General features: G+C 64.2%; 27 protein-coding genes. 5 read left to right on the forward strand and 22 right to left on the reverse strand.

Annotated features, from left to right (window positions below; translation table 11 throughout):
- Positions 1-3 precede the first annotated feature (3 nt).
- The 8 genes from dapB to ACSSVG_RS01755 form a co-directional block, all read right to left on the reverse strand.
- A complete protein-coding gene (gene dapB, locus ACSSVG_RS01720) occupies positions 4-762 on the reverse strand; it encodes a 4-hydroxy-tetrahydrodipicolinate reductase (RefSeq protein WP_492416969.1) in 759 nt (252 codons plus the stop codon).
- Between the two features lie 51 nt (positions 763-813).
- Positions 814-1,269, reverse strand: a complete 456-nt coding sequence (locus tag ACSSVG_RS01725; RefSeq protein WP_159707334.1) for a molybdenum cofactor biosynthesis protein MoaE — start codon at positions 1,267-1,269, stop codon at positions 814-816.
- Positions 1,259-1,762, reverse strand: coding sequence for a MogA/MoaB family molybdenum cofactor biosynthesis protein (locus tag ACSSVG_RS01730; protein ID WP_492416971.1), 504 nt, complete (start codon positions 1,760-1,762; stop codon positions 1,259-1,261). Before ACSSVG_RS01730 ends, ACSSVG_RS01725 begins: the two co-directional genes overlap by 11 nt.
- Complete coding sequence (gene moaC / locus ACSSVG_RS01735; RefSeq protein WP_231339150.1) at positions 1,759-2,298, reverse strand: cyclic pyranopterin monophosphate synthase MoaC; 540 nt, start codon at positions 2,296-2,298, stop codon at positions 1,759-1,761. Before moaC ends, ACSSVG_RS01730 begins: the two co-directional genes overlap by 4 nt.
- Positions 2,286-3,512 (reverse strand): molybdopterin molybdotransferase MoeA, encoded by a 1,227-nt coding sequence (locus ACSSVG_RS01740; protein ID WP_492416973.1) that lies wholly within the window; start codon positions 3,510-3,512, stop codon positions 2,286-2,288. The genes moaC and ACSSVG_RS01740 overlap by 13 nt, the downstream gene beginning before the upstream one ends.
- A gap of 58 nt (positions 3,513-3,570) precedes the next feature.
- Complete coding sequence (locus ACSSVG_RS01745; protein WP_492419110.1) at positions 3,571-5,082, reverse strand: molybdopterin-dependent oxidoreductase; 1,512 nt, start codon at positions 5,080-5,082, stop codon at positions 3,571-3,573.
- Between the two features lie 113 nt (positions 5,083-5,195).
- The gene (locus ACSSVG_RS01750) at positions 5,196-6,476 is read right to left on the reverse strand and encodes a sensor histidine kinase (protein ID WP_231339148.1); all 1,281 of its coding nucleotides are present in this window, start codon (positions 6,474-6,476) and stop codon (positions 5,196-5,198) included.
- Positions 6,463-7,230, reverse strand: coding sequence for a response regulator transcription factor (locus tag ACSSVG_RS01755; RefSeq protein ID WP_231339147.1), 768 nt, complete (start codon positions 7,228-7,230; stop codon positions 6,463-6,465). The genes ACSSVG_RS01750 and ACSSVG_RS01755 overlap by 14 nt, the downstream gene beginning before the upstream one ends.
- A 134-nt stretch (positions 7,231-7,364) precedes the next feature.
- On the opposite strand from ACSSVG_RS01755, the gene moaA reads away from it, so the two are divergent.
- Both moaA and ACSSVG_RS01765 read left to right on the forward strand, forming a co-directional pair.
- Positions 7,365-8,504 (forward strand): GTP 3',8-cyclase MoaA, encoded by a 1,140-nt coding sequence (gene moaA / locus ACSSVG_RS01760; protein ID WP_231339146.1) that lies wholly within the window; start codon positions 7,365-7,367, stop codon positions 8,502-8,504.
- A 4-nt stretch (positions 8,505-8,508) separates the two neighbouring features.
- Positions 8,509-8,775: a MoaD/ThiS family protein gene (locus ACSSVG_RS01765; protein ID WP_231339145.1), complete on the forward strand. Its 267-nt coding sequence runs from the start codon at positions 8,509-8,511 to the stop codon at positions 8,773-8,775.
- Positions 8,776-8,778: 3 nt separating this feature from the next.
- Here ACSSVG_RS01765 and ACSSVG_RS01770 read toward each other — a convergent pair whose 3' ends face one another.
- The 8 genes from ACSSVG_RS01770 to truB form a co-directional block, all read right to left on the reverse strand.
- Positions 8,779-9,240 carry a DUF1579 family protein gene (locus tag ACSSVG_RS01770; RefSeq protein ID WP_492416978.1) on the reverse strand — a complete coding sequence of 154 codons (462 nt, stop codon included), beginning with the start codon at positions 9,238-9,240 and terminating at the stop codon, positions 8,779-8,781.
- Between the two features lie 78 nt (positions 9,241-9,318).
- Positions 9,319-10,662 carry a M16 family metallopeptidase gene (locus ACSSVG_RS01775; protein ID WP_231339143.1) on the reverse strand — a complete coding sequence of 448 codons (1,344 nt, stop codon included), beginning with the start codon at positions 10,660-10,662 and terminating at the stop codon, positions 9,319-9,321.
- Between the two features lie 89 nt (positions 10,663-10,751).
- On the reverse strand, positions 10,752-13,004 hold the full coding sequence (locus ACSSVG_RS01780) for a polyribonucleotide nucleotidyltransferase (protein ID WP_231339142.1): 2,253 nt from the start codon (positions 13,002-13,004) through the stop codon (positions 10,752-10,754).
- Positions 13,005-13,245: 241 nt separating this feature from the next.
- Entirely contained in the window at positions 13,246-13,515 is a 270-nt protein-coding gene (rpsO, locus tag ACSSVG_RS01785; RefSeq protein WP_104137311.1) for a 30S ribosomal protein S15, read from the reverse strand.
- Between the two features lie 160 nt (positions 13,516-13,675).
- On the reverse strand, positions 13,676-14,659 hold the full coding sequence (locus ACSSVG_RS01790; RefSeq protein WP_231339141.1) for a bifunctional riboflavin kinase/FAD synthetase: 984 nt from the start codon (positions 14,657-14,659) through the stop codon (positions 13,676-13,678).
- Positions 14,660-14,747: 88 nt separating this feature from the next.
- Positions 14,748-15,182 (reverse strand): hypothetical protein, encoded by a 435-nt coding sequence (locus tag ACSSVG_RS01795; protein ID WP_231339139.1) that lies wholly within the window; start codon positions 15,180-15,182, stop codon positions 14,748-14,750.
- A gap of 20 nt (positions 15,183-15,202) precedes the next feature.
- A complete protein-coding gene (locus tag ACSSVG_RS01800; RefSeq protein ID WP_253467594.1) occupies positions 15,203-15,556 on the reverse strand; it encodes a hypothetical protein in 354 nt (117 codons plus the stop codon).
- 2 nt (positions 15,557-15,558) lie between these two features.
- Positions 15,559-16,506 carry a tRNA pseudouridine(55) synthase TruB gene (gene truB / locus ACSSVG_RS01805; protein ID WP_492416981.1) on the reverse strand — a complete coding sequence of 316 codons (948 nt, stop codon included), beginning with the start codon at positions 16,504-16,506 and terminating at the stop codon, positions 15,559-15,561.
- Positions 16,507-16,540: 34 nt separating this feature from the next.
- On the opposite strand from truB, the gene ACSSVG_RS01810 reads away from it, so the two are divergent.
- Positions 16,541-17,695 carry a pyridoxal phosphate-dependent aminotransferase gene (locus ACSSVG_RS01810; protein WP_492416983.1) on the forward strand — a complete coding sequence of 385 codons (1,155 nt, stop codon included), beginning with the start codon at positions 16,541-16,543 and terminating at the stop codon, positions 17,693-17,695.
- A gap of 26 nt (positions 17,696-17,721) precedes the next feature.
- On the opposite strand, the gene ACSSVG_RS01815 is transcribed toward ACSSVG_RS01810, so the two are convergent.
- The 6 genes from ACSSVG_RS01815 to rimP form a co-directional block, all read right to left on the reverse strand.
- Positions 17,722-18,204: a nucleoside deaminase gene (locus tag ACSSVG_RS01815; RefSeq protein ID WP_231339131.1), complete on the reverse strand. Its 483-nt coding sequence runs from the start codon at positions 18,202-18,204 to the stop codon at positions 17,722-17,724.
- A gap of 85 nt (positions 18,205-18,289) precedes the next feature.
- The gene (rbfA, locus tag ACSSVG_RS01820) at positions 18,290-18,793 is read right to left on the reverse strand and encodes a 30S ribosome-binding factor RbfA (RefSeq protein ID WP_231339130.1); all 504 of its coding nucleotides are present in this window, start codon (positions 18,791-18,793) and stop codon (positions 18,290-18,292) included.
- A 77-nt stretch (positions 18,794-18,870) separates the two neighbouring features.
- A complete protein-coding gene (gene infB / locus ACSSVG_RS01825; protein ID WP_253467585.1) occupies positions 18,871-21,729 on the reverse strand; it encodes a translation initiation factor IF-2 in 2,859 nt (952 codons plus the stop codon).
- Between the two features lie 152 nt (positions 21,730-21,881).
- On the reverse strand, positions 21,882-22,223 hold the full coding sequence (locus ACSSVG_RS01830) for a YlxR family protein (protein ID WP_231339128.1): 342 nt from the start codon (positions 22,221-22,223) through the stop codon (positions 21,882-21,884).
- Positions 22,224-22,420: 197 nt separating this feature from the next.
- A complete protein-coding gene (gene nusA, locus ACSSVG_RS01835) occupies positions 22,421-23,401 on the reverse strand; it encodes a transcription termination factor NusA (RefSeq protein ID WP_231341551.1) in 981 nt (326 codons plus the stop codon).
- The gene (rimP, locus tag ACSSVG_RS01840) at positions 23,401-24,012 is read right to left on the reverse strand and encodes a ribosome maturation factor RimP (protein ID WP_231341552.1); all 612 of its coding nucleotides are present in this window, start codon (positions 24,010-24,012) and stop codon (positions 23,401-23,403) included. The genes nusA and rimP overlap by 1 nt, the downstream gene beginning before the upstream one ends.
- A 156-nt stretch (positions 24,013-24,168) precedes the next feature.
- Here rimP and ACSSVG_RS01845 point away from each other — a divergent pair, with 156 nt between their 5' ends.
- Positions 24,169-25,182, forward strand: a complete 1,014-nt coding sequence (locus ACSSVG_RS01845) for a DUF4439 domain-containing protein (protein ID WP_231341553.1) — start codon at positions 24,169-24,171, stop codon at positions 25,180-25,182.
- A gap of 51 nt (positions 25,183-25,233) precedes the next feature.
- Positions 25,234-25,962 carry a VIT1/CCC1 transporter family protein gene (locus tag ACSSVG_RS01850; protein ID WP_231341554.1) on the forward strand — a complete coding sequence of 243 codons (729 nt, stop codon included), beginning with the start codon at positions 25,234-25,236 and terminating at the stop codon, positions 25,960-25,962.
- Positions 25,963-25,993 lie beyond the last annotated feature (31 nt).

Below are 25,993 nucleotides of genomic sequence, written 5' to 3' on the forward strand. Positions count from 1 at the left end.
GACCTAGAGCCCCAGGTCCAGGTAGCCGTCAAGGCCCACCGTGAGGCCGGGGTGCGCAGCGACCTTGCGCAGTCCAAGCAGGACGCCTGGCATGAAAGAGGCACGGTCAAAGGAATCGTGGCGCAACGTCAACTGCTCGCCGGGCCCGCCAAGGAGGACTTCCTGGTGGGCGACCAAACCGCGAAGCCGGACGCTGTGGACCCGGACACCATCCACGTCACAGCCCCTGGCGCCATCCATCGACGTTTCGGTGGCATCCGGGCTGGCCGGAACCCCGGCTTCCTGCCGCGCCGTGGCGATCAGCTGTGCGGTGCGTACTGCTGTGCCGGAGGGTGCATCCACCTTGTTGGGGTGGTGCAGCTCGATGATTTCAACGGATTCGAAGTACTGGCTGGCCTTGGCTGCGAAAGCAGATGCCAGCACGGACCCGAGGGCGAAGTTCGGGGCGATGAGGACGCCAGTGTCTTGCTTCTGCTCCAACAGGGAACGGAGGGATTCCAGCTTGTCGGCGTTCCAACCAGTGGTTCCCACGACAGCGTGGATCCCGTGCTCGACGGCGAACCGGACGTTGGTCTCGGTGGTGTCCGGAACGGTGAGGTCAACAACATACTGTGCGCCGGCGGTCAGCAGTGTTTCCAAGGAATCGCCGCGGCCCAGGGCGGCTACGAGCTTCATGTCATCGGCTGCTTCCACAGCCTTCACGGCTTCGATTCCCATGCGCCCGTGGGCGCCCAGCACTGCAACAGCAAGTTGTTCGGTCATGCCATTAACCCTACCGCCGGGCCGGAGCCCGGCAGGAACCGTTACTCCTGCCTACTCGCCTGCGCCAACCCACTCGACAGTGCCGTCGGTGAAGAACTGTTCCTTCCAGATGGGAACCTGCGCTTTGACCCGGTCCACCAGCTCGGAGCACACAGCGAACGCCTGCCCGCGGTGGGCTGCTGCTACCGCGCAAACCAGCGCGGGGTCGCCGATCTCCAACATGCCGATCCGGTGGGCGGCCCAAATGCGGACGGGCTGGTCGGCTTCGCCTGAATGCTCTGCGACCAATTGCGCAACGACGTCCGACATGACCTGATGCGCTGTGGGGTGGGCGCTGTAGCTGAGCCGGTCGACGGCCTTGCCGGCGTCGTGGTTCCGCACCACGCCGCTGAAGCTGACCACTGCACCGGCCGTGTCCGATTCAACCGCAGCGATGGCTTGGTCGACGGAAATGGGCTCGGCGCTGAGGACAGCGCTGACTACTTCGAAGTCTGTTTCAGTGCCCATGGCTACCTTCCAGTTGTTCGCACAGGTGCCCGATGACCGGGTCCAGGACAGCCAATCCATCCATGACGCCCTTGGGAGACCCCGGCAGGTTGATGATGAACGTCTTCCCCGCAGCTCCGGCGTGGCCACGGCTCAGCATGGCCATGGGAGTTTTCGCGGTGCCCGCGCGCCGGATTCCTTCCATGATTCCGGGTATTTCCCGGTCCAGGAGCGGAAGCGTCATCTCCGGGGTCCGGTCATCCGGGCTGAGGCCGGTACCGCCGCTCGTGATGACAACGGCAGGGTTTTGCGTCAGGAGGGCCCTGAGGGCAGCTCCCACAGGTTCGCCGTCCGGCACCACCATGGTGGGAAAAGTCTCGAAGCCGTGCTCACTGAGCCAATCGAGGATGATGGGGCCTGTCTCATCGGCGTAGATTCCGGCCGCCGCCCTGGTGGAGGCGATGACGACGCCGGCCTTCCGCGGCCCGTGTGCGTTCGGCTCGCAAGCGCTCATGCGCCGGACTCCCCGTGGGTTGCTTCCCCGGTCAGCGCCCAGTCGCCACTTTTGCCGCCGCTCTTGGCGAGCACGCGGATGTCGGTCAGCACGGCATGCTTGTCCACGGCCTTGATCATGTCGTAAACGCTCAGGGCCGCGACCGATGCTGCAGTCAACGCTTCCATTTCGACGCCGGTCACGCCCCTGGTCTTGACGGTGGCCAGGATTTCCACCGAGTCGGCGCCCAGGTCGAAATCCACTGTGACCTTGGAGATCGGCAAAGGATGGCACAACGGGATCAGCTCGGGAGTCTTCTTTGCCGCCATGATCCCTGCCACGCGTGCCACGGCGAGCGCATCACCCTTGGGCAGCTCACCGGCGCCCAACAGGACCAGTACTTCGGGGGTGGTGCGGACGGTTGCCGTGGCGGTGGCTTCACGCGTGGTGACGGCCTTCGCGGAGACGTCCACCATCTGCGCGGTGCCGTCTTGCCTGAGGTGCGTCAGGCCGCCGGCGTGTTCTGTGGTCGCGGGAGTTTCATTCACAGCATCCATACTTCCACTTCGGCTCCTGCGGCGAGTTCCGTGACGCCGATGGGGATCTGGACCAGGGCATTGGCGCGGGCCAAGGCGTGGACCAGGTGGGACCCGGCGCCCCCTTCCATGCGGAGGACACCGTCCCCTCCCACGGTGCCGCGACGCACCTGGTGCTTGCCGTCCGGCGAGGTCAGCGGTTCGGCCAGGACTGCCTTGCGAACCAGTCGCGGCGCCGGGTGTCCCACGACCTGTGACAGCGCGGGTCGGAGGAACATTTCGAAGGAGACAAGGCAGCTGACGGGATTTCCGGGAAAACCAAGGAATGGAACGTCGTTGAATGACCCCAGACCCTGCGGTCCGCCTGGCTGCATGGCCACAGGCAGGAAGTCGACGGCGTGTCCGGACATGGCCTGGCGGACTACTTCGTAGGCACCTTTGCTCACTCCCCCGGTGGTCACGATGAGGTCAACGGGGCTGTCCGTCTTCCGGGTGTAGCGATGAAGGACAGTCAACAGGCTTGCAGGATCGTCGTCGGAAATTCCGGCACGAACCACGTCCAGGCCGGCCTGCCGCATGGAGGCTTCCAGCAGTGTTCCGTTGGAATCATAGATTTTGCCTGCGGTGAGTTCCTCCCCCGGCTCCACCACTTCATCTCCAGTGGTGACCAGGAGGACGCGCAACGACTCACGAACCTCGACGGTCGCCAGGCCCAGGGCGGCCAACAAGCCAAGTTGCGCCGGCCCCAGCAGGCTGCCGGCGGCCAGGGCCAACGCCCCCTTCTCGATGTCACTGCCAGCGTTTCGGACATAGGTACCGGGAGCGACGGCAGGGACGTCTACAACGGCATCCTTGGCTGTTGCCTCAGGAAATGAGTTCGGCGTCGCCTTTTCGATAGGCACGACGGCGTCAGCTCCGTCAGGGATCATGGCTCCGGTCATGATGGGGGCGGCAAAGCCGGCCTTCAGAGGTGCCGGCGCGGCACCTGCCGGAACGGGCGCAGCCACCCAAAGCTCCGCACCGTCGTCGGGAATGTCCGCGGACCGGACGGAAAAGCCGTCCATCTGGGAATTAGCGAACGGCGGCAGCGAAAGTGGCGCGTAGACATCGACGGCGAGCGCCTTTCCGAGCGCTTCCAGCAACGGCAGGCGACGGTGACCGTTGTTGTTGGTCGCGCCGGTCAGCAGTTCCGCCACTGCTTGACGGTGGTCTGCAACTGATCTGGGCACGGTCATCCTCCTGTGTGGATACGCTGGCTTCCGGGAAATCTCCGGACGTACCCAGACTAGGGCCTCAGCCCACCTTCACGCTGATGGTGTGATAGCCCGTGGCGCCGTCGGGAGCCACCGCGGCCTTGTCTTCGGTCTGCGGCTGGCCCGTGGAGTCGGTAGCCCGCACTTGGATCTCGTAATCGCCTGGCGTGAGGTCGATGCCAAGCTGCCACTGGTACCAAGTATCCGTGGAGATAGCGCTGGCGAGGGTGGCCTGCTGCCATGGTCCGCGGTTGACGCGGAGCTCTACGCGGTTGATGCCCCGGTGCTGAGCCCACGCCACACCGCCGAATTGCACTTGGCCGGCTTGGACTGTCCTGCCGCTGCGGGGTACATCGATGCGGGACTGCGTCTTGATCGGGCCGTGATCGCTCCAGCCGCGGGGCGTCCAATAGGCGGTGTCGTCTGCGAAACGTGTGACTTTGAGTTCCGTGAGCCATTTGGTGGCCGAGACAAAGCCATAAAGTCCCGGCACAATCATGCGCACGGGGAAGCCGTGTTCGAGCGGGAGGGGCTCACCGTTCATTCCCACGGCCAACAGTGCGTCGCGCTCGTCGGTGAGGGCCTCCAAGGGCGTGCTTGCCGTCCAACCGTCGTTGCTGGTGGAGAGCACCATGTCGGCGCCGGCTTTGGGACCGGCCATGGCCAGAAGTTCGCGGACGGGCCACCCCAGCCAGAGGGCATTGCCGATAAGGTCGCCACCGACGTTATTGGACACGCAGGCAATGGTGATGTGACGCTCGGTCATGGGTTTGGCAAGCAGCGTGGCGAAATCCAGTTCGATCTCCCGCTCCACCATTCCAGTGACCTTCAGCTTCCAGGCAGGCGGATCGATGGCAGGCACCGTCAGGGCCGTGTCGATCCTGTAGAAATCGGCATTCGGGGTCACCAAAGGGCTGATGCCATCCACAGGGAGGGTTGCGCCTGCGGGGATGGCCTGTGGTGCTGTGGCGGGCTCGGGGAGTGTCATGGAGCCCCGGAAACCTGAAGCCACCGCCGTCGCCCTGGTCAGGACGGCGGTAACTGTCCCCGCCACGACCGCGGCGATGGATGTTCCGGCGAGCGCGTTCAGGAAGCTCCGTCTGGCCAAGGGCGCAGGATCGTGGCCCTGACCGGCCGGCGTTGTGGTGGACGGAGCCCACGTCGTCAGTCGGCGTATGAGCGTTCGCAACAGCAGCATCGTGACAACCGCCGCGACGATCGGGGCCAGCGCCCCCTGCGGGCTTGCCTGTGCACGCGTCACGACGGCGGTCAGGCCAGCCGCTCCGGCCAACCCGGCCAGTACCAGGCCCCAGCCAGCGCGGCGACGCTCCAGGACTCCCGCGAGCGCTGCCAGCAACCCTGCGACGATCCCGATGGAAGCAATCAACACGACCTTGTCCGCCGTACCGAACAGCTGCACAGCCAGGTCCTTCACAGCCGGAGGCACTGCATCGATCACGGCTCCGCCCAGAGCCGTGACCGGGGAAACCAGGGGGCTCAGGAGGCCGGCGGTCAGTTCACCTGCGGCGATCCCCGCACCTCCCGAAGCCATGCCGGCCGCAGTTGCCCACAAGCGGGGGTGGAGGTGGCCTCGTGGTGTCGGCGGTGCGGCAGGTTCGGCTGCGACCACGCGCGGGTCCGGATTGTCAACGCTGTTGGGCGTGCTCATGATGCGCCTCCTGGGCGTTCGTCATGTGAGGTCCCGGATGTGGCCGGGACGGAAGATGGCGGGTGGGTCTCCGCCGAAAGGGGCACAGCCGGATGGGACACGGCCGGACGTGATCCTGCCGGAAGTGACAGGGTAAAGCGGCAGCCGCCGTCGACGTTGTCCACGGTGACTGATCCGCCGTGTGCCTTGACGATCCCTGCAACCATGCTCAGTCCGATGCCGGCGCCGTTGTAGCTGCCCTGCAGTCCTTCGGCGGTACCGCGGGCGGGGTCTTTCTGCCAGCCTGTTTCAAACAAATGCGGGAGGTCCTCATCCGGAATGCCACCGCACTGGTCCTGCACGGCAATCACTGCGTTGCCGCCCCGTACGTTGCCGTCCCGTCCTACGCTGACGTGGACATCGGTGTCGGGCCGGCTGTAGATGACGGCGTTCAACAGGATGTTCCGCACGGCCCTGGCCAGGCTGGGTCCGTCAGCGACGGCCATGCATTCACGGTCTCCGCCGCCGTCGAGCCTGATGCCGCGTTTGGCGGCCAGCGGCGCCAGGTCAGACAAAGCATCACTGACGAGGTCATAGAGGTCCAGGGGTTCGGCGCGCATGCGGAGGCTGCCGGCCTGGATCTTGGATAGTTCCAGGAGGTCATTGACCATGGCGGTCATCTGCTCGGTCTGCCCGATAATTTTCCGGTAGTAGCCCGGGACATCCGATGCCATGCCGTCCTCAAGTGCTTCTGTCATGGCGCGCATGCTGGCCAGGGGCGTTCGGAGGTCATGCGAAATCCACGAGACAAGCTCCCGCCGGGCAGTTTCGATAGCGGCTTCCCGCTCCCGGGACTCTGCAAGGCTGCGGCTGCTGGCCTCAAGTTCCTGTGCCAGTTCGGCAAGTTCGGACGACATGGCCGGAGCCGTCCCCCGCCCCTCTCCGGCGGTGCTGGCCAAGGTTTCACCGCGACCGAGTCGCCGGGCAGCGTCCACCAGTTGGGCCGCGTCGCGGGAAACACCGGCACCGAGCATGAGTGACAACGCAACGGCTACAGCGGAGGCCATCGCCAGGATGTACCACATGACCTCAAGGTCCCTCGCTGAGATAAACATTGCGTTGAAGGCACTGACCATGCCCGCCACGAGCACCGCAACAGTTGCCACCACCACCAGGCAGATCCGGGCGAGCACCGAGGCGCGGCGAAGCAATCGCAGGAGCATCAAGGTGGTGGCGCCGATGAGCACCGCCCAGAACAGAACCCAGGCGAGGATGGTCCACAGTTCACTGCCCTCCACGGGCACGCTCCTTCGAATCCGGCTGCTCTTCGTGGGCGCCGGCGGAGGAATCGAACCGGTAACCGACGCCCCAGACCGTCTTGAGCAGCTCCGGCTTGGTGGGATTGGATTCGATCTTCTCCCGGAGGCGACGCACGTGGACTGTAACGGTGGACAGATCCCCGAAGTCCCAGCCCCATACGGCCTTGATGAGTTCTTCCCGGCTGAAGACCTGGTTGGGCCGGCGCATCAGGAACGCCAGGAGATCGAATTCGCGAACCGTCAGCGCCAGGGGAACTCCGCCATGTGTGACCGTGCGGGAGGCGGGATCGAGTGCGAGTCCTGCGGCTTCCACCGGTGGTTCGGGCGTGAACTCCCTGATGCTCCGCCGCAGCACCGACTTCACCCGGAGAACGAGTTCCCTGGGCGAGAAGGGCTTGGTGACATAGTCGTCGGCTCCCATCTCCAAACCGAGGATCCGGTCGTCTTCGGTGCCCAACGCCGTCACCATGATCACCGGTACGCTCATGGTTTGGCGGAGCCGGCGACACACCTCAACGCCGTCCAGTCCGGGCAGCATGCGGTCCAGGATCACCAGGTCGGGTTGACGCGATGCAGCGACCTTGAGTGCGGTGAAGCCGTCCCCTGCCATATCAACCTGGAACCCTGCCTGAAGCAGGTAGTCGCGCACGACGGCAGCGATGGTCTCCTCGTCTTCGACCAGGAGGATCCGGCGGTTTCCTGGTTCCGCTGGTGGTGTCGTTGATGTGCTCACGCTTTCAGCATAGGTTTGCCAACGGTGACCGGCACGCGATCCGGGCGTCCGGGACGCAAGTGTATGGAATCCGTAAGAACTGTGTGACTGTTACCGGTGTCACTTATCCTGCCAGGGTGGCGTAGCCTGAATTTATGAGTGTTCAGCTGGGCATGCCGGTGCCCCCTTCGGGCGTTGCCGCAGGAAACAAGGAAACTGGCGTCGCGGTCCCGCCGCCGCGTCCCACAGGCACGCCTGCAGGTTTGTGGGACCGCTATGGCAGGCGGGCTACGGATATGCGCCTGTCCCTGACGGACAAATGCAATCTGCGCTGTACCTATTGCATGCCGGCCGAGGGACTGGAATGGCTCTCGAAAACCGCCGTGATGACCAAGGACGAAATCATTCGTATCGTCCGGATCGGCGTCAACGCCCTGGGTGTGCGGGAACTCCGTCTCACAGGCGGCGAGCCCTTGGTCCGTGCTGACCTGGTGGACATTATTTCCGGTCTTCGGAGCGACCACCCGGAACTCCCCATCTCCATGACCACCAATGGTGTGGGTCTGGATAAGAAGGCAGCGGCGCTGAAGGCAGCGGGCCTCACCCGGATCAACGTCTCGCTCGACTCCCTGCACGAGGAGACCTTCACCAAACTCACCCGCCGTCCCTTCCTGGATCGTGTCCTGGCCGGCGTCGATGCCGCTTGGGCAGCCGGCCTGGGTCCGGTCAAACTAAATGCCGTGCTGATGCGCGGGATCAACGACGCCGAATCACCGGACCTGCTGGCATGGGCCTTGGGCCGCGGCTACGAGCTTCGCTTCATCGAACAGATGCCTTTGGACGCCGATCATGGGTGGACCCGGCGCAACATGATCACGGCAGCGGAGATCCGCGATCTGCTGTCCCGCGACTTCGTGTTGGGCCAGGACCCCCGCGAACGGGACGGCGCCCCGGCAGAACGCTTCGAAGTACGACGCCGGGACTCCGCTTCCGGTGAAGCCGAGGGCCCGGTCCTCGGTACAGTTGGCATCATCGCCTCGGTCACCGAGCCGTTCTGTTCGGACTGCCGCCGGACTCGCATCACTGCCGAGGGCAAGATCATGAGCTGCCTCTTCTCCCGCGAAGAGTTCGACCTCCTGGGCCTGCTTCGTGAAGGTGCCACGGACGATGAGCTTGCGGAGCGGTGGCAGGATGCCATGTGGGTCAAGCCCAAGGCCCACGGCATGGACCACACTGGTCTCGGCGCAGCGGACTTCGTCCAGCCGGACCGCAGCATGAGCGCAATCGGAGGCTGAACCCTTGCTTGTCCGTTACTTCGCTGCCGCGCGCGCGGCCGCCGGGGTGGAAGAAGAACATCATGTCCTCCCGGAAGGATCCAGCCTGGAGGCCCTGCTGGAAGCTGCCCTCGCCGTCGAGCGCCCGCTGCCTCCGGAAGGAACACCACCGCTGGACCGCATCGTGGCGCGCAGCAGCTTCCTCCGCAATGAGGTGGCCGTGCGGGACCGTTCGGCTCCGCTCGGTGCGCAGGACATCATCGATGTCCTGCCGCCTTTCGCCGGCGGCTGAGGCTCAGGCCTTCCTGAACACGCTCTTCAACAAGGGGCTGAAGTCTGCTGTCCCTTCGAGCCGGAGGTCGGCTGTGTGCACCAGGACGCCATCTTCGACGCGGAAAGTGTGCCTGGCAACGCCGTCGGCTGTTCGCCGATCCACGGTCAACGTACCTGCGTTCCACGTTCCCCGAACGGGGCTGGCAGGCGGCCGACCCATGCTGTCCACGTAGTACCACAGGGTGTCTCCGTGGTCCCGGTCCACCGTGAACATGCCGTGCCCCTCAAAATGCGCGCCGTCAGCTTCGCGGTGCCTGTAGCTCTGGACCACGGCGTACCCTCCGGCGGCCCTGGTGAATACCACCTCGGCGTCGGCTGTCCGGGCGCTCCCCCACGGCGAGGCCGCTATCTCCGTGATTCCCCGCCAGTGACCGATGAAGTCGTGCAGCATCTCCGCAGCTTGGCCGCTTGAGGGCAGATCCATCACGTCTCCAAAGTAGTCAGGGCAGCATCATCACCGTGTGATCATGCTGCCCTGCTGACAGTGCGGGAGTCCAGAGACTTAGAGCCCGAACGTCTCGGTTTCCTCGAACGGACCAACGACAGTGATGGTGCGGGGCGCCGCTGCGAGCTCTCGGGCCAGGTCCTGCACTTCCTGCACCGTGACGGCCTGGATCCGGGCAAGGGTCTCGTCGATGTCCTGGAATTCTCCGGACACGAGCTCGGCCCGGCCCAGCCGTGACATCCGTGAACCCGTGTCCTCGAGCGCCAGGACAATTCCACCGCTGAGCTGTCCCACTGCCTTGCGGAGTTCTTCCTCGGTAATGCCATCCTTGGCCAGCTTCTCCAGCTCAACGCCCAGGAGCTCCAGCACCTGGCGGACCTTGGAAGGGGTGCAACCGGCGTACATGCCGAAGTATCCGGCATCAGCGTAGGCGGCCGTGAAGGAGTACGTGGAGTACACCAGGCCACGCTTCTCGCGGATCTCCTGGAACAGCCTGGAGGACATGCCTCCGCCCAGGACAGCGTTGAGCACGCTCATGACGAAACGGCGGTCATCCGTTGCAACGATGGTGGGGCAACCCATAATGATGTTGGCCTGCTCCACGGGCCGCTTGACCACATGCAGGCCCGACGTCCCCGTGATGACAGCCCGTTCAGTCCCACGGCGTTTAACGGGAGCCGCATCAGCATCCAGCTGCCAGCCCGCAGCCGTCAGGGCATCGAGCACAAGGTCACAGACGACGTCGTGATCCAGGCCGCCGGCGGCGGTGATGACCAGTTCCTCAGGGCGGTAGTAGCGCTGGTAGTGCGCCCAGACCGAGTCCCGTGCCACAGCTTTGATGGCGTCAGGCGTTCCACCGATGGGGCGGGCCAGCGGATGCCTTCCAAGCACAGCTTCCACAAATTTCTCGTGCGCAACGTCGGTGGGATCATCGCTGTCCATCGCGATTTCCTCAAGGATGACGTCGCGTTCCTGCTCCAGTTCAGCAGGATCGAGGACCGCGCCGGTGATCATGTCGGCAATAACGTCGATGGCCATGGGCAAGTCCGTGTCCAGGACCCTGGCGAAGTAGCAGGTGCTCTCCTTCGCAGTGGCCGCATTCGATTCTCCGCCAACCTCGTCGAAAGCCGATGCGATCTCCAAGGCGGTGCGCCTCTTGGTGCCTTTGAACAACAAATGCTCAAGGAAGTGCGTGGAACCGTGCTGGCCGTCCGCCTCGTCGCGCGAACCCACTGCCACCCAAAAACCGATGGTGGCCGAACGCTGACCGGGCATTGCCTCGGTCAGGACGCGCACGCCGCCGGGCAGGACTGAGCGCCGGACGACGGAACCGCCCTCGGCACCATGGATCAATTCGCCGCCCGGAAGGGTCTGCTCCAACGGCAAGGGTACGACAGTCATCAAGGCCTTTCAGGTTTTCGGGTTAAGGCCGGAAGGGCCGGTGGAGCTTTTTCAAGCCCACCGGCCCCGCCGGGTGTACTGCTTACAGACTACTCTGCGGACTCTTCAGCGGCCTCGGCCGGTGCGTCCTCTGAAGCTGCGCCCTCTTCCTCGGCAACAACCGGGGACAGGGAGAGCTTTCCGCGGTCGTCGATCTTGGTGATCTCGACCTGGACCTTCTGGCCCACGGAGACAACATCATCAACGTTGTCCACACGCTTGCCGTTGGCCAGCTTGCGGAGCTCGGAGATGTGCAGCAGGCCGTCCTTACCCGGGGTCAAGGAGACGAAGGCGCCGAAGGTGGTGGTCTTGACGACCGTACCCAGGTAGCGCTCACCGATTTCCGGTACCTGCGGGTTGGCGATGGCGTTGATGGCGGAACGTGCTGCATCGGCAGACGGACCGTTGGTAGCGCCAATGTAGACCGTGCCGTCATCTTCGATGGAGATGTCCGCGCCCGTGTCTTCCTGGATCTGGTTGATCATCTTGCCCTTGGGGCCAATGACCTCGCCGATCTTGTCCACGGGGATCTTGACGGCGATGACGCGCGGAGCGAACTCGGAGAGCTCGTCCGGGGTGTCGATCGCTGCGTTGATGACCTCGAGGATGTGGAGGCGGGCTTCGCGGGCCTGCTTCAGTGCTGCTGCCAGCACGGAAGCGGGGATACCGTCAAGCTTGGTGTCCAGCTGGATGGCCGTGACGAACTCGGACGTACCGGCAACCTTGAAGTCCATGTCGCCGAAAGCGTCTTCGGCGCCGAGGATGTCGGTCAGCGCTGCGTAGCGGGTCTGACCGTCAACCTGGTCGGAAACCAGGCCCATGGCGATACCGGCAACTGCTGCCTTCAACGGCACACCGGCGTTGAGCATGGACAGCGTCGAAGCACAGACCGAGCCCATGGACGTCGAGCCGTTGGAGCTGAGGGCCTCGGATACCTGGCGGATGGCGTACGGGAACTCTTCACGCGTCGGCAGAACCGGAACCAGGGCGCGCTCTGCAAGGGCACCGTGGCCGATTTCGCGGCGCTTCGGGGAACCGACGCGGCCGGTCTCACCGGTGGAGTACGGCGGGAAGTTGTAGTTGTGCATGTAGCGCTTGCGCGTTACCGGCGACAACGAGTCGATCTGCTGCTCCATCTTGAGCATGTTCAGCGTGGTGACACCCATGATCTGGGTCTCGCCGCGCTCGAAGATGGCCGAACCGTGGACGCGGGGCAGAACCTCTACCTCGGCGGTGAGCTGGCGGATGTCCGTCAGGCCACGGCCGTCGATGCGGATCTGGTCCTTGAGGATGCGCTGGCGCACAACCTGCTTGGTGACCGAGCGGAAAGCTGCGGACAGTTCCTTCTCGCGGCCTTCGAAGGTACCGGCAAGCGCGCCCAGGACTTCGTCCTTGAGCTCGTCAGAGGCGTTGTCGCGGTCCTGCTTGTCAGCGATCTGGAAGACAGCAGCCAGCTTGTCGGCAGCAGCGGCTTCAACAGCGGCGTAAACATCGTCCTGGTAGTCCAGGAACACGGGGAACTCGACGGTGGGCTTGGCAGCGCGTGCAGCCAGGTCCGCCTGTGCTTCACAGAGTGCCTTGATGAAGGGCTTTGCAGCCTCGAGGCCCTCGGAGACAACCTCTTCGGTGGGAGCCGTGGCGCCCTGTTCCTTGATGAGGTTCCAGGAGTTGTCCGTGGCTTCGGCTTCAACCATCATGATGGCGACGTCGTCACCCGTGATGCGGCCGGCTACAACCATGTTGAAGACGGCGTTCTCAAGCTGGGAGTGCTTGGGGAAAGCAACCCACTGCGAACCATGCTCATCGGCGATGAGGGCGACGCGGACGCCACCGATCGGGCCGGAGAACGGGAGGCCGGAAAGCTGCGTGGACATCGAGGACGCGTTGATGGCGACGACGTCGTAGAGCTCATCGGGGTTGATCGCCAGGACGGTGACCACGATCTGGACCTCGTTGCGCAGGCCCTTGACGAACGCGGGGCGCAGCGGACGGTCCATGAGGCGGCACGCCAGGATGGCTTCGGTGGACGGGCGGCCTTCGCGGCGGAAGAACGAGCCCGGGATGCGGCCGGCAGCGTACATGCGCTCTTCAACGTCAACCGTCAGCGGGAAGAAGTCGAAACCTTCGCGCGGCTGCTTGCCTGCGGTGGTTGCGGAAAGCAAGGCAGTGTCTTCGTCGATGTAGACCATCGAAGCGCCGGCTGCCTGCTTGGCAAGGCGGCCGGTTTCGAAGCGAATGACGCGCTTGCCGAAACGACCGTTGTCGATAATGGCTTCGGAGAACTGGATTTCGGGACCCTCCATAGAGAGTCACCTCCGTTTCTGTTAGCGGAAGTCCGCCGCATCAACCCAGGCCTCTTCTTTTTTCCTGGCCTGTACGACACCCGGTCATCGATCGAGATCCACGGGCGTCATCACCACAGATGAGCTTCCCGGGAATCACTACCGAGGACCGCGAATGCGCGATGCGGTTGATTCCTGTTTTTAGTTGTTGGTGAAGAAGGCGGCCCGTTCCGGACAGGAGCGGGCCGCCCCTAAAGGCAGACTAGCGGCGCAGGCCGAGACGCTCGATGAGCGCACGGTAGCGGGCGATGTCGGTGTTCTTCAGGTAGGTAAGCATGCGCTTGCGACGACCAACCATGGCCAGCAGACCGCGCTGGGTGTGGAAGTCGTGCTTGTGCTCCTTCATGTGCTCAGTCAGATCCTTGATCCGCTGGGTCAGGACTGCAACCTGGACCTCGGGCGAACCGGTGTCGCCTTCAGAGGTTGCGTATTCCTTGATGATGGACTGCTTTACAGCGGCGTCAAGTGCCACGTGAACTCCTAGAGTTGTGCCGTGCCTCCCGGTGCAGCGCCTCGCTGACGGGTTGCCTTTGATGCGTTGCCGCACACAAAAACAGGTCCAGCCGCCACGGACTGCAGCCGGATCCACTGATCAGTTTACCGGCAGGTCAGCAGTGTTGTCGAAAATGGCCCTAGCGCGTGGCCAGCAGCTCGTGGGCCTGGGCTACGTCCAGGCACATTTGCTCGACCAACGCCTCAGGTCCGCGGTAGGCCACCATGCCGCGCAGCCGCTGTGTGAATTCGACAGCCACGGTCTGGCCGTAGAGATCGAAATCCTCCACGTTCTCCTCCGGGCGGTCAATGACATGTGCTTCGACCTGGCGGCTCACGCCATCGAAGGTGGGGTTGGAACCAACGGAGATGGCTGCGGGCCAGCGCGTGCCGGATTGGTCGATCAACCATCCTGCGTAGATGCCGTCCGCGGGAACATAGCCAGTGGAATCCGGGGCAAGGTTTGCTGTGGGGAAACCAAGATCGCGGCCGCGGGCTGCGCCGTGTACCACTTCACCACGCATGCGGTGCGGGCGGCCCAGCACAGCTGCGGCTGTCACGACGTCGCCTTCGGCCAAGGCTTCCCGCACCCAGGTGGAGGAGCAGCGGCGGTCTGTGTCGCCGTCGTCGTGGACCGGGAAACCCCCCGCGCCGAATTCGTTGACTACCTGCACACCAAAGCCGAGCGCTTCGCCCAACTCCTGCATGGTGAGGACGTCGCCCACGTTGCCGGCACCAAAGCGGAGGTCATGGCCTACAACGACGTGTGCCGCGTGGAGCCCGTCAAGGAGGACGTCGCGGACGAACTGTAGTGGCGTCATCGCGGCCAGGTCCAGGGTGTACTTCATGACCAGCACGGCATCAACGCCGGTGTCACCAAGGGCATCAAGTTTGTCCTGCAGCCCCATGATCAGTTCCGGAGCCGCATCCGGCCTGTGGACCTGGGCAGGGTGGGGGTCGAACGTCACCGCAACCGACGGAATGTTGTGCCGTTTGGCGGTATCGGTCAGTTGCGACAGGACATGCTGGTGGCCGCGATGGACGCCGTCAAAATTCCCGAGGGTAACGACAGTAGGTCCGAAGTCCTTGGGGACTTCGGTGGGATCGTTCCAGATGTGGACCATCAACCTCGCCTTTTACTGCAGATATTCGTTCCGCCCGGCAACCTCCCGGCGCCGGAACATTCTAAGGTTACCCGGAAGGGCAGCCGGCTCAGGACGGCCGGCGCTTGTTGAGCCACAGAAGGCCAAGGACCGGAAGGATCAGCGGCACGAAGCCATAGCCCCGGCCGAACAGCGACCACACAGTGTCGTGCGGGAACGCGACGGGGTCGAAGAGGCTGATGGCCCCGACCACCAGGACGCCAATGAGCTCGGTGAGGACGGCGGCGACCGAAACCTTGAACCACGTGCGGCCCGGCTTGGCCAGCGAAACGGTGGCCACGATATACACGACGGCGGCGAACGCCGACAGGATGTGCGCCAGCGGAGCTTCGGCGAACTTGGTAGCGATCTGGTAGCCAGCGCGTGCCGTCGCCGACAGCGCGAACACGGCATACACCGCGATCAGGAGACGGCCGGGACCAGTATTCCTGGTGTCCTTCAGCTGCGGCTTCCGGTTCGCGGAGTTTGTCTCGGTTCCAGTCACGTTGTGTTCTTCCTTCAAGGTCAGTACCAGATCTGGTTCATGCGGGCGCCCATCACGATCACCGTGACGCCCACTGCCGCCAGGACGAAGTTGCTCCAGCGGGTTCGTTCGAGGATGGCCCAATAGACAGCTCCCAACGGGATCATCAGCGCCGTGACCAAGTAGCCCCAAAACTCCCATGTTTCCCCGGCGATTTGTTCGCCCATGGCAACGCGGACGATCGAACCCACCAGATACACCAGCAGCACCAGTTCAACGGCAAGCACGGAAAAGATGGTGGGGTCGTTGGGCGCTTTCTTCATGAGGCCGGCCACGACGCACATGATGGTGGACACCAATCCGATGATCAGGAGGGCGTAAAAATATCCGTCCATGCCTAGTTCGCCTGCCCGGTTCCCTCGCCGGTACTGGAACCCGGCCCAGATCCCGGCGCAAAGACCAGCACCGGCTTGGCGAAGCTCCCGGTGTCAGCCAGCAGTGCTACCAGTTCCCCGGACGGCGCGAACGCTGCAGCCGGATTCTCGGCCGTGGCAGCGTCGGGGGTCCCTGCTCCCGGGCCGGCGGCGATGCGGCGGCCGAAGGAGATCTCCGTGGTTTCTTCCTCGCTCAGTTCCCGGTTGGGCATGAGGGCGCGGGCGGCGAGTGACATTTCCAGGACCTCGAGATCCTCTGCCAACTCCTCAAGGGTGCGGGCCTGCTCCAACGAGTAGGGACCCACGTGGGTCCTTCGAAGTGCCGTGAGGTGGCCGCCGACAGCCAAGTCGTTGCCGAGGTCCCGGGCCAGGGCCCTGATGTACGTTCCCGAAGAACATTCCACGGTGACGTCGACGTCAACTACCCTGCCGCCGTCGACCCTGGTGATGGAGTGGACCTCGAAGCGGTGAATGGTGACCGGGCGGGCGGCGAGCTTGACCTCTTCGCCCGAGCGGACACGGGCGTAGGAGCGTTCACCGTTGACTTTGATGGCGCTGACGCTGCTGGGCACCTGTTGGATGGGGCCTGTGAGCGCGGCAACACCGGCCGCGATGGCGTCGTCTGTGACATCCGCAGCGCTGCGGGCCTCCGTAACGTCGCCTTCGGCGTCGTCGGTGATAGTGGTTTCACCGAGCCTGATGGTGGCGGTGTACGTCTTGGACGTGCCCACGATGTAGGTCAGCAGGCGGGTCGCCTTATTAATGCCGAGCACCAGGACACCTGTGGCCATGGGATCCAGGGTCCCCGCGTGCCCCACTTTCCGGGTACCAGCCAGCCGCCGCATCCGGCCAACCACATCATGGCTGGTCCATCCCTGCGGTTTGTCAACGATTACCAGTCCAGAAAGCACGCTTACCAGTATATGGGTGGCTAGGATGGCTCCCATGCCTGAGCTTGCCCCGCACGTGCGCGACGTCCCAGTGAACCAGATCCGTGAGATCACCGAGGCCGCCTGGGCGACGCCCGGCGCGATCGTCCTCAGCATCGGGGAACCGGGGTTTGCCCTCCCCCGCCATGTCCTGGACGCCGGCATTGCCTGCCTTGACCGTGATGAGACCAACTACACACCGAACGCCGGGATTCCGGCGCTCCGTGAAGCCTTCGCAGCCCGTTTCCGCGAACAGCAACGTGTTCAGATCGGGGCGGAGCGCGTCTATGTGGTGGACGGAGCCCAGCAAGGCCTGCACTTCGCCATGAGCCTCCTGCTCTCCCCCGGAGATGAGATCCTCATTCCCAACCCCGGCTACCCCACCTTTGCCATGACGAGCCGCCTCCTCCACGCGGTACCTGTGCAGTATCCGCTGTACCCTCAAAACGACTTCCAGCCGCATATCGAGGACATCGAGGCACTCATCACGCCCCGGACCAAGGTCTTGATGCTGAACTCGCCCTCCAACCCCTTGGGGGCAGTCATCAGCGAAGATGCCACCCGCCAACTGGTGGACCTGGCTGTGCGGCATGATCTTTGGATCATTTCGGACGAGTGCTACGAAGCCTTCACCTTCGACGTCCCGCATATCAGTCCGGCCCGCTTCGACAGCGATGTTCCCGGCGAAGCCCGCGTGTTCACGTCCATGACCTTGTCCAAAACGTATGGGCTCACGGGCCTGCGTATCGGGGCATTGGTTTGCCCGCCGGGCCTGGAACAAAAGATGAACAATGTCATGGAGGCGATCGTTTCCTGCGTCGCCTCACCGTCGCAGTACGCTGCGCTGGCTGCGCTGACCGGACCCCAGGACTACGTTTCCAACGCGCGCGAACACTACCGCAGCAACCGGGACGCGGCTTCGGCCGTGCTGTCGGAGAAGGGTATCCGCTATCTGGGTGCACAAGGAGCGTTCTATTTGTGGACCGATGTGTCGCACGTCAGCGATGGGGATGTCCGCACCTGGGTGCGCAAATTCCTGGCGGATTCCGGGGTGTCGTTCGCGCCGGGAACTGCGTTCGGGTCCATCGGCGAGGGTTGGATCAGGATCGCCCTTTGCGGTGGGCAGCAAGACCTGCTCGACGGCGTCAGGCGCCTGCCAGCGACCGTTTAGCACCGCGGCGGTACTGGTCATTCGGACTAGTAGGCGGTCCGGCGGGAGTGGTTCAGCCAGGCTTCGAACGGGTCACCGGATGCGGCCACCTCCGCCTGCTCTACCGGAAGCAGCTCAGGCCTGGTACCGGCGAAGTATTCGTAGAACACGGCGTCATCAAAGCCCGCCCGGGCAGCACCATGCCTGTCCGCTGCGAAGTAGACGTGACCGATCCTGGCCCACAGGGTAGCCGACAAACACAGTGGGCAGGGCTCGCAACTGGCATAGAGCACGGCACCGCTGAGGTCGAACTTCTGCATTGCGGCCGCTGCCCGACGAATCGCCACCACTTCGGCATGGGCGGTGGGGTCGTGGTCACGTGTCACCCGGTTCACTCCCTCATGGACAGTTCCGTCCGGGGTGACCACGACGGCGCCGAAAGGACCGCCGCCGTCGGAAACGTTCTGCACCGCCAGGCGGATAGCACGGTTCAGGTATTCATCACGCTGCTGAGCACTGTGCGCCGACATGCTCTGATCCTAACGAGTTTGAGTACAGCTCATGCCCCTAAAACGCAGTCTTAGGGGCATGAGCTGTACAAAAAACCCTGAGGTTCTAGCGGTTGGCGTCTTCGTCGAGTTCGTTGTCGCCGGAGAGGTCTGTGTCCTCTTCGTCGAAGTCGTCCTCGTCGATGTCTTCAGGGGCGTCGCCCTTGTAGGGGTCTGCTTCGCCTGCATGCTTGGCGCTGGCAGCCAAAGCGGCTACCTCGGCGTCGCGACGCTTGGCTTCACGCAGCAACTCCTCAAGGTTCGAGGCGTTGACCGGAATCTGGTCGGCAACGAACTCGAGGGTCGGGGTGAGCCGGACCGTGATGTTGCGGCCAACTTCCTGCCGCAGCACACCCTTGGCCTTTTCCAAGGCGCGGGCGGCATCAGCGTGGGCTACCTCGTCACCGAAGACGGTGTAGTAGATGGTGGCGTGCTGAAGGTCGTTGGTGACGCGGGCGTCGGTCACCGTGATGGACTCGACACGAGGATCCTTCACGCGACGTCCGAGGGCTTCTGCGACGACGACCTTAATCCGCTGTGCCAGCTTGGCAGCGCGTGCGGGATCAGCCATGACTTCCTCCTGGAAAGTAGAAACGGGGACGGAACGGGTCCGCCGGGGCAACCCGACGGACCCGTTCCAAACGGAACCTAGACGCGCGGCTTTTCGCGCATCTCGAAGGTCTCGATGATGTCGCCTTCGTTGATGTCGTTGAAGGAGCCAAGACCAATACCACACTCGAAGTCGGTACGGACTTCGGTTGCGTCATCCTTGAAGCGCTTGAGCGTCTCAACGGTGAGGTTGTCACCGATGACCTTGCCGTCGCGGCTGACACGTGCCTTCGTGTTACGGCGGATGATGCCCGTGCGGACGATCGAGCCTGCGATGTTGCCGAACTTGGAGGAACGGAAGACTTCGCGGACCTCGGCAGTGCCGAGCTGGACCTCTTCGTATTCCGGCTTGAGCATGCCCTTGAGAGCCATCTCAATGTCATCGATTGCTGCGTAGATGACCGAGTAGAAGCGCATATCCACGCCTTCGCGGTCAGCCAGTTCAGCAACGCGCTCTGCCGGCTTGACGTTGAAGCCGATGATGATGGCGTTGTCCACCGTTGCGAGGTTGACGTCGTTCTGCGTGATGGCACCCACACCGCGGTGGATGACACGGAGCTGAACGTCGTCGTCTCCGACGTCGATCTTGAGCAAGGCGTCTTCGAGGGCTTCCACGGCACCGGACACGTCACCCTTGAGGATGAGGTTGAGGGTGTCGATCTTGCCTTCTGCAACGGCCTGGTCGAAGTCTTCCAGGCTGATGCGCTTGCGGCGCTTGGCCAGTGCGGCGTTGCGGTCGGCAGCTTCACGCTTCTCGGCGATCTGGCGGGCCGTACGCTCGTCAGGAGTCACCAGGAAGGTGTCACCTGCACGCGGCACGTTGGACAGGCCGAGGACCTGGACCGGGCGGGACGGCAGCGCGACATCAAGTGCCTCGCCGTTCTCGTCGAACATGGCGCGGACGCGGCCGTGAGCCGTACCGGCCACGATCGTGTCGCCCACGGCCAAGGTACCGGACTGCACCAGGACGGTGGCAACAGCACCGCGGCCCTTGTCGAGGTTCGCTTCGATGGCAATGCCTCGAGCGTCCTTGTCCGGGTTGGCACGCAGATCCAAGGCGGCATCGGCCGTCAGCAGGACAGCGTCGATCAGTTCGTCGATATTGAGGTTCTGGCGTGCAGAGACCTCAACGAACATGGTGTCGCCACCGTATTCTTCGGGAACCAGGCCGTACTCGGTCAGCTGGCCCTTGACCTTGTCAGGGTTGGCGCCTTCCTTGTCGATCTTGTTCACCGCGACGACGATCGGCACGTTTGCTGCCTGCGCGTGGTTGAGTGCTTCCACCGTCTGCGGCATAACGCCGTCGTCGGCTGCGACAACCAGGATCGCGATATCGGTGACCTTGGCACCGCGTGCACGCATGGCCGTGAAGGCCTCGTGACCGGGGGTGTCAATGAAGGTGATGTCGCGGGCCGTGCCCTCGTGGACGTGGCTGATCTGGTAAGCACCGATGTGCTGGGTGATTCCACCGTGCTCGCCGGCCACAACGTTCGAGTTGCGGATGGCGTCCAACAGGCGGGTCTTACCGTGGTCAACGTGACCCATGACGGTGACAACCGGCGCACGGGCTTCGAGGACGTCGTCGCCTTCGGCGTCGAGTTCGTCCTGGATGTTGATGTCGAACTGGTCCAGCAGCTCGCGCTCTTCGTCCTCAGGGGAAACAACCTGGAGCTTGTAGCCAAGTTCGGCACCAAGCAGGCCAAAGGTGTCTTCGTCGAGGGACTGCGTAGCCGTGGCCATCTCACCGAGGTGGAACAGCACGGTCACGAGCGACGCGGGGTTCGCATCGATCTTCTCGGCAAAGTCCGTGATGGACGAGCCACGACGCAGACGGATGATGGTCTCGCCATCACCGCGGGGTACTGATACGCCGCCCAGCGACGGAGCACTCATCTGCTCCAGTTCCTGGCGCTTTGCACGCTTCGACTTGCGCTGCTTGCCGCGACCGGCACCGCCCTTGCCGAAGGCACCCTGGGTGCCACCGCGACCGCGGCCACCCTTGCCGAAGCCACCGCCGGCGGGAGCGCCGCCACCGGTACCTGTACCAGGTGCGCCACCCGGACGACCGGGTCCGCCACCGGGACGGCCTGCGCCACCCGGACGGCCTGCGCCACCGGGAGCCGGACGCTCAGTGCGGTTGGGCATCATGCCCGGAGTAGGACGGTTTCCGCCACCGGGACCACCGGCGGGACGCGGAGCACCCGGACGGGGTGCACCGGGACGCGGAGCACCCGGACGGGGACCACCGGTGCCCGCTGCGGGACGGGGACCGCCCGTGCCGGCCGCGGGACGGGGACCGCCGGGGCGTTCGCCGTCGTTGCGGCGCTCACCACGGGGCATACCCTGCGACGGAGCAAACGGGTTGTTGCCCGGACGCGGCGGACGATCGCCATCGCCACCACGGCCGCGGGGCATGCCCTGGGACGTAGCAAACGGGTTGTTGCCCGGACGGGGACCGCCCGGACGCGGAGCCTGGCCACCCTGACGTGCCGGAGCCGGAGTCTCTGCCTTGGGAGCAGGACGGGCGCCGGGCTTGGCAGAGACCGGGGTGGACGCGGCGGGAGCCGCGGGTGCTGCCGGAGCCGGTGCCGCGGGAGCAGGAGCTGCCGGAGCAGCCGCTGCAGGCGCCGGGGCCGGAGCCTTGGGTGCTGCAGGTCCGGGTGCCGGAGCGGCCGGACGTGATGCTGCGGGACGGGTTGCCGCCGGAGCAGCTGCGGGAGCGGCGGCCTTTGCGGCACCGGCACCCGGATAGGCGTCGCGAAGCTTCTTCACGACGGGGGCCTCAATGGTGGAAGAGGCGGAGCGAACGAATTCGCCCAATTCCTGCAGTTTTGTTACTGCATCTTTGGAAGTAATACCGAGCTCTTTAGCGAGCTCATGTACGCGGACCTTGGCCACATTTCTCCTGTCTCGGTCCGCACCGAGCCAGGCACGAACCGTCTACTTCTTACTGCGGGCCCTTGTCGCAATCGCGACAGAAAGGCCCATTGCAGAGCGCAACAAAGTTGTCATCGTTACGCACTCATCGCTGGGAACTCATCGGGTTTCCATCAGTTTTCTGACCCGCTTTCAGGTTTGGACGGTTTTCCCGTGGCGGCCTGGGCCTCCACAAGTGGCGTGCCCGGCATCAGATATCTTTCAACGGCGCCCGTTTCGGCAGCGCCTGCAAGGGCCCTTCCGAAAGCGCGCCGCTTGATCGCCAATGCCAAGCACTTTTCGCTGGGGTGCAGCCACGCACCCCTGCCGGCCATCCGGCGTCGTTCATCCACCAGGACAGCGGACGAACCGCCGCCTTGGGCGACCAGCCGGACAAGCTCGGACCGGGAGCCTTGCTTCCGGCATCCGATACACGTGCGAACAGGCCCCTGGCCGTGTTCCAGCAGTTCAGCCACGACGTGTCCAACCTGCCTTACGCTTCTGGCGCCCGACGGGCCCCGGTCCTGCAAACGCAGCTGAGGCACGCCAAAGCGCGCGGATACCGGACGTAAGCCCGGTTCCATCTAGTCTAGCCCCCCGGCCCCGCACTCCCGAAACCAGGTACGCCGCAAGCGCGGCGCGGAACCGGCGGCATGGGCCGCCGGTTGGAGTGTTAGTCGACCTTCGCCGGAGCGGCGTCGGAGATGATATCGATCCGCCAACCGGTCAGCTTTGCTGCGAGCCGGGCGTTCTGACCCTCTTTGCCGATCGCCAGCGAAAGCTGGTAATCGGGCACCACTACGCGGGCTGAACGGGTTGCCTCGTCGGTAATAGTGACGGAATTCACTCGCGACGGCGACAGGGAGTTGGCGATGAAGGTTGCCGGGTCATCGCTGAAGTCGACGATGTCGATCTTTTCATCGTTCAGTTCCGTCATGACGGCACGGACGCGCGAACCCATTTCACCGATGCAGGCACCCTTGGCGTTAACGCCCGGAGTGTTCGCCTTGACGGCAATCTTGGTGCGGTGGCCGGCTTCGCGGGCAAGTGCCACAATCTCCACGGAGTGGTCCGCGATCTCCGGAACTTCCATTTCAAACAACTTGCGGACCAGTCCGGGGTGCGAACGGGACAGCGTGATGGACGGACCCTTGGCACCACGGTGGACATCCACCACGAAAGCGCGCAGGCGGCTTCCGTGGAGGTACTTCTCGCCGGGAACCTGCTCGGGCGGCGGCAGCAGTGCCTCAACAGACCCAAGGTTGACTTGGATCATGTGCGGGTTGTTGCCCTGCTGGATCATGCCGGCCACAAGTTCGCCTTCACGGCCCTTGAACTCGCCCAGCACATTGTCATCCTCAACGTCGCGAAGACGCTGCAGGATGATCTGGCGTGCCGTGCTGGCAGCGATGCGGCCGAAACCGGCCGGGGTGTCCTCGAACTCGCCGATCGGCTCGCCGTCGTCGTCGATCTCAGTGGCCCAGATGGTCACGTGACCGCTCTTGCGGTCCAGCTCCGCGCGAGCCTTCTCGAAGGCGCCGGGCGTCTTGTGGTACGCCACCAGCAACGCTTGCTCGATGGTGGGAATCAGGAGATCCAGCGGGATTTCACGCTCACGCTCCAGGAGTCTCAGTGCGCTCATGTCAATATCCATTAGGCCTCCTCGGAAGGTCCGTTGTGCTCGTTTTCCAGCGCAGCCTCGTGGAGGTGGCTGAATTCAATCTCGACTTTTCCTTGGCGGATCCTGTCGAAAGGAATAGTAATGGGGTCGCCTTGCTTGGGCTTCATGCCCTTCTTGACCTCGTGCTCGGGAATCAGCGTCACTGCGTCATCCTCCACCGAAGCGATGCGTCCCAGGAGGTTGTCACCCTGAATAACGTTGACCCTGACCATGCGCCCACGGGCGCGATGCCAGTGGCGCGGCTCGGTCAGGGGGCGGCTGACACCGGGGGAAGAAACCTCCAGGTCATACGGACGGCCGTCATCGTGGGGATCGTTGTCCAGGATATCGGACAGTCCGCGCGAAACGTCCGCGATGGCGTCAAGGCTGACGCCCCCGGTTTCCTCCTGCGGAAGATCCACTACGACGTGGACAGTGCGGTGTGAACCGGCAACGTGGATGGAAACATCCTCGAGGTAGAGCCTGCTGGCAAGGACGGCCGGTTCAAGCAGCGCCTTAAGCCTGCTCTCTTCCGGGTTGTGGATGGTGGCCGTTGAGTTCGATTCAGAACGGTCTGTTGAAGTCGTGGCTTCCGAGTCACTCACGTTGCCCGCCGCCTCCCGATAGATGTTGTTGTGACTACTAGCCTAACGATTTTCCCGGGAACATGGTGCACGGAGTTTGCCGCCCACGTGACACCATGGTCTGTTGTGAACGGGCAGACAAGCGAAAAACGACAAACACCACCGTGGGGCCGGCTAGTGCTGGTTGCCCTCGTGGCGCTGCTCGTGGCCGGTACAGGAATAGTGCTTATTCCGCGTGATTCCGGGACTCCCCCGCCGATCACCTTTACCGAAAATGCACGCGTTGGGGCGTTGGAGGACACGCTGCGGTTGCGGGAATCGGCCACCGTACTGGCAGAGGCGGCCGGCCCGGATACCGAAAAGCCGGTCCTCGGGGACGCTGTGACTTTGCTGACAACCCATGCGCGGGCCCTGCTGGATCCTGCCGGCTCAACATCCCCAGCCACCACCAAGGCACCGTCGCCGGACGCCACCCGTGCCACCTTTGTTGCAGCTTTGTCCGTCAGCGGGCGGAAGCGCTTGACTGACGCCCGCGAGGCCGACGGCGGCATCGCACGTCTGCTGGCTGCTGTCGGCTCCGCCCAACTTCTGCAGGCGGAAAAGCTGGCGGCAGCCTGGCAACTGCCTGTCCCGAAGGAACCGGCGACGTCGGCGACCACGGTGCCCGCCGCAACACCGTCAGCCGCACCTTGTCCTTCAGTGAGTCCGACCCCCGCAGCGACCTCCGCAACCACGGACGCAGCTCTGGCAGCCATGGTCCGCTCCCAGCAGGAGGCCATCTACGCCTATCAGGTGGCACTCAAACGGCTGGACAGTTCGGCGGCGGCTGCGGCGGCGAGGGACCTGCAAACGCACGAGCTGGCGCTGCAGCAGTCGGAGGCGCTGTCCCGCGCCAATTGCGGCGACGTGCCTGCCAGCGAAGCCGGTTACCGACTCCCGGCACAGTTCGCCAAAGACCCCGCCGCTTCCTTGGCCGCGCTCGAGTCGACTTCCTTACTGGTATTTGGGGACCTTATTGCCTTGTCCACGGCCGATGCCCGGACGTGGGCCGTGGACGGGCTTCTGGCCGCCTCGCGCAGGAGCATGGCCTGGGGCGCAGACTTGCCAGCGCTACCAGGACTAAAGGTCGACGCCGGCGGGTTGCCTTCCCTGCCGACGCCCGGCGCATCGTCCCCTTCCGCTGGCGGATAGGCCAGCCTAGCCATGCTGGCCCCGAGAGCACGCCAGTGCTTGGCTTGATGCATGGCTTCCAAGGACACTGCCTCCATGCATGAGAACGAACCACACCGGGATGATCTGGCCCACCGGTTGAACTGGTTGCGGGCCGGAGTCCTGGGCGCCAATGACGGCATTGTGTCCGTCGCTGCCATCGTGGTCGGTGTGGCAGGTGCCACCACCAGCACGGGCAGCATCCTGGCCGCAGGCACCGCCGGCCTGGTGGGTGGCGCGATCTCCATGGCTTTGGGTGAGTATGTGTCCGTCAGCAGCCAGAGCGACACCCAAAAAGCCCTGATCGAAAAGGAAAGGCGCGAGCTGGCGGAGCAACCCGAGGATGAGCTTAACGAGCTGGCCGCGATCTACGAATCCAGAGGCCTCAGCGCCAAAACGGCCCGGACCGTTGCACAGGAGTTGACCGAGCACGATGCCCTGGCCGCCCATCTTTCAGCAGAGCTGAATATCCATGAAGACGACATTGTCAGCCCGTGGAACGCAGCTTTGGCTTCCGCTGTGGCCTTCATCTTGGGAGCGATACTGCCGATGCTGGCCATCCTGTTGCCTCCCACGGAACTGCGGGTGCCCCTGACGTTCGTTGCAGTCCTGCTTGCACTGGCGGTAACTGGCGCAGTAGGTGCATGGATCGGCGGCGCTTCCCGCATCCGTGCGGCCGCCCGGGTGGTGCTTGGCGGGGCCTTGGCACTGGCGGCGACGTTCTGGATCGGAACGCTCTTGGGGGCCAGCGGCGTTTTCTGAGAGCCGCGCGTTACAGCAGAGTTAGGCTGAT

Source organism: Paenarthrobacter sp. E2MeOHC11 (genome assembly GCF_058744955.1).

What these genes read in the sequence shown, in the direction of transcription:
- ACSSVG_RS01815 (WP_231339131.1), bottom strand. Translation starts at nt 18,204, where the DNA reads ATGTCGGCGCACAGTGCTCAGCAGCGTGATGAATACCTGAACCGTGCT.
- ACSSVG_RS01790 (WP_231339141.1), bottom strand. Translation starts at nt 14,659, where the DNA reads ATGGTCCACATCTGGAACGATCCCACCGAAGTCCCCAAGGACTTCGGA.
- ACSSVG_RS01850 (WP_231341554.1), top strand. Translation starts at nt 25,234, where the DNA reads ATGGCTTCCAAGGACACTGCCTCCATGCATGAGAACGAACCACACCGG.
- moaC (WP_231339150.1), bottom strand. Translation starts at nt 2,298, where the DNA reads ATGGATGCTGTGAATGAAACTCCCGCGACCACAGAACACGCCGGCGGC.
- dapB (WP_492416969.1), bottom strand. Translation starts at nt 762, where the DNA reads ATGACCGAACAACTTGCTGTTGCAGTGCTGGGCGCCCACGGGCGCATG.
- ACSSVG_RS01780 (WP_231339142.1), bottom strand. Translation starts at nt 13,004, where the DNA reads ATGGAGGGTCCCGAAATCCAGTTCTCCGAAGCCATTATCGACAACGGT.
- ACSSVG_RS01730 (WP_492416971.1), bottom strand. Translation starts at nt 1,762, where the DNA reads ATGAGCGCTTGCGAGCCGAACGCACACGGGCCGCGGAAGGCCGGCGTC.
- ACSSVG_RS01745 (WP_492419110.1), bottom strand. Translation starts at nt 5,082, where the DNA reads ATGGCTTCGGGAGGTGCGGGGATCGCCGCAGGTGAACTGACCGCCGGC.
- ACSSVG_RS01800 (WP_253467594.1), bottom strand. Translation starts at nt 15,556, where the DNA reads ATGGACGGATATTTTTACGCCCTCCTGATCATCGGATTGGTGTCCACC.
- ACSSVG_RS01770 (WP_492416978.1), bottom strand. Translation starts at nt 9,240, where the DNA reads ATGGATCTGCCCTCAAGCGGCCAAGCTGCGGAGATGCTGCACGACTTC.
- ACSSVG_RS01725 (WP_159707334.1), bottom strand. Translation starts at nt 1,269, where the DNA reads ATGGGCACTGAAACAGACTTCGAAGTAGTCAGCGCTGTCCTCAGCGCC.
- rbfA (WP_231339130.1), bottom strand. Translation starts at nt 18,793, where the DNA reads ATGGCTGATCCCGCACGCGCTGCCAAGCTGGCACAGCGGATTAAGGTC.
- ACSSVG_RS01810 (WP_492416983.1), top strand. Translation starts at nt 16,541, where the DNA reads ATGCCTGAGCTTGCCCCGCACGTGCGCGACGTCCCAGTGAACCAGATC.
- moaA (WP_231339146.1), top strand. Translation starts at nt 7,365, where the DNA reads ATGAGTGTTCAGCTGGGCATGCCGGTGCCCCCTTCGGGCGTTGCCGCA.
- nusA (WP_231341551.1), bottom strand. Translation starts at nt 23,401, where the DNA reads ATGGATATTGACATGAGCGCACTGAGACTCCTGGAGCGTGAGCGTGAA.
- ACSSVG_RS01775 (WP_231339143.1), bottom strand. Translation starts at nt 10,662, where the DNA reads ATGACTGTCGTACCCTTGCCGTTGGAGCAGACCCTTCCGGGCGGCGAA.
- ACSSVG_RS01740 (WP_492416973.1), bottom strand. Translation starts at nt 3,512, where the DNA reads ATGACCGTGCCCAGATCAGTTGCAGACCACCGTCAAGCAGTGGCGGAA.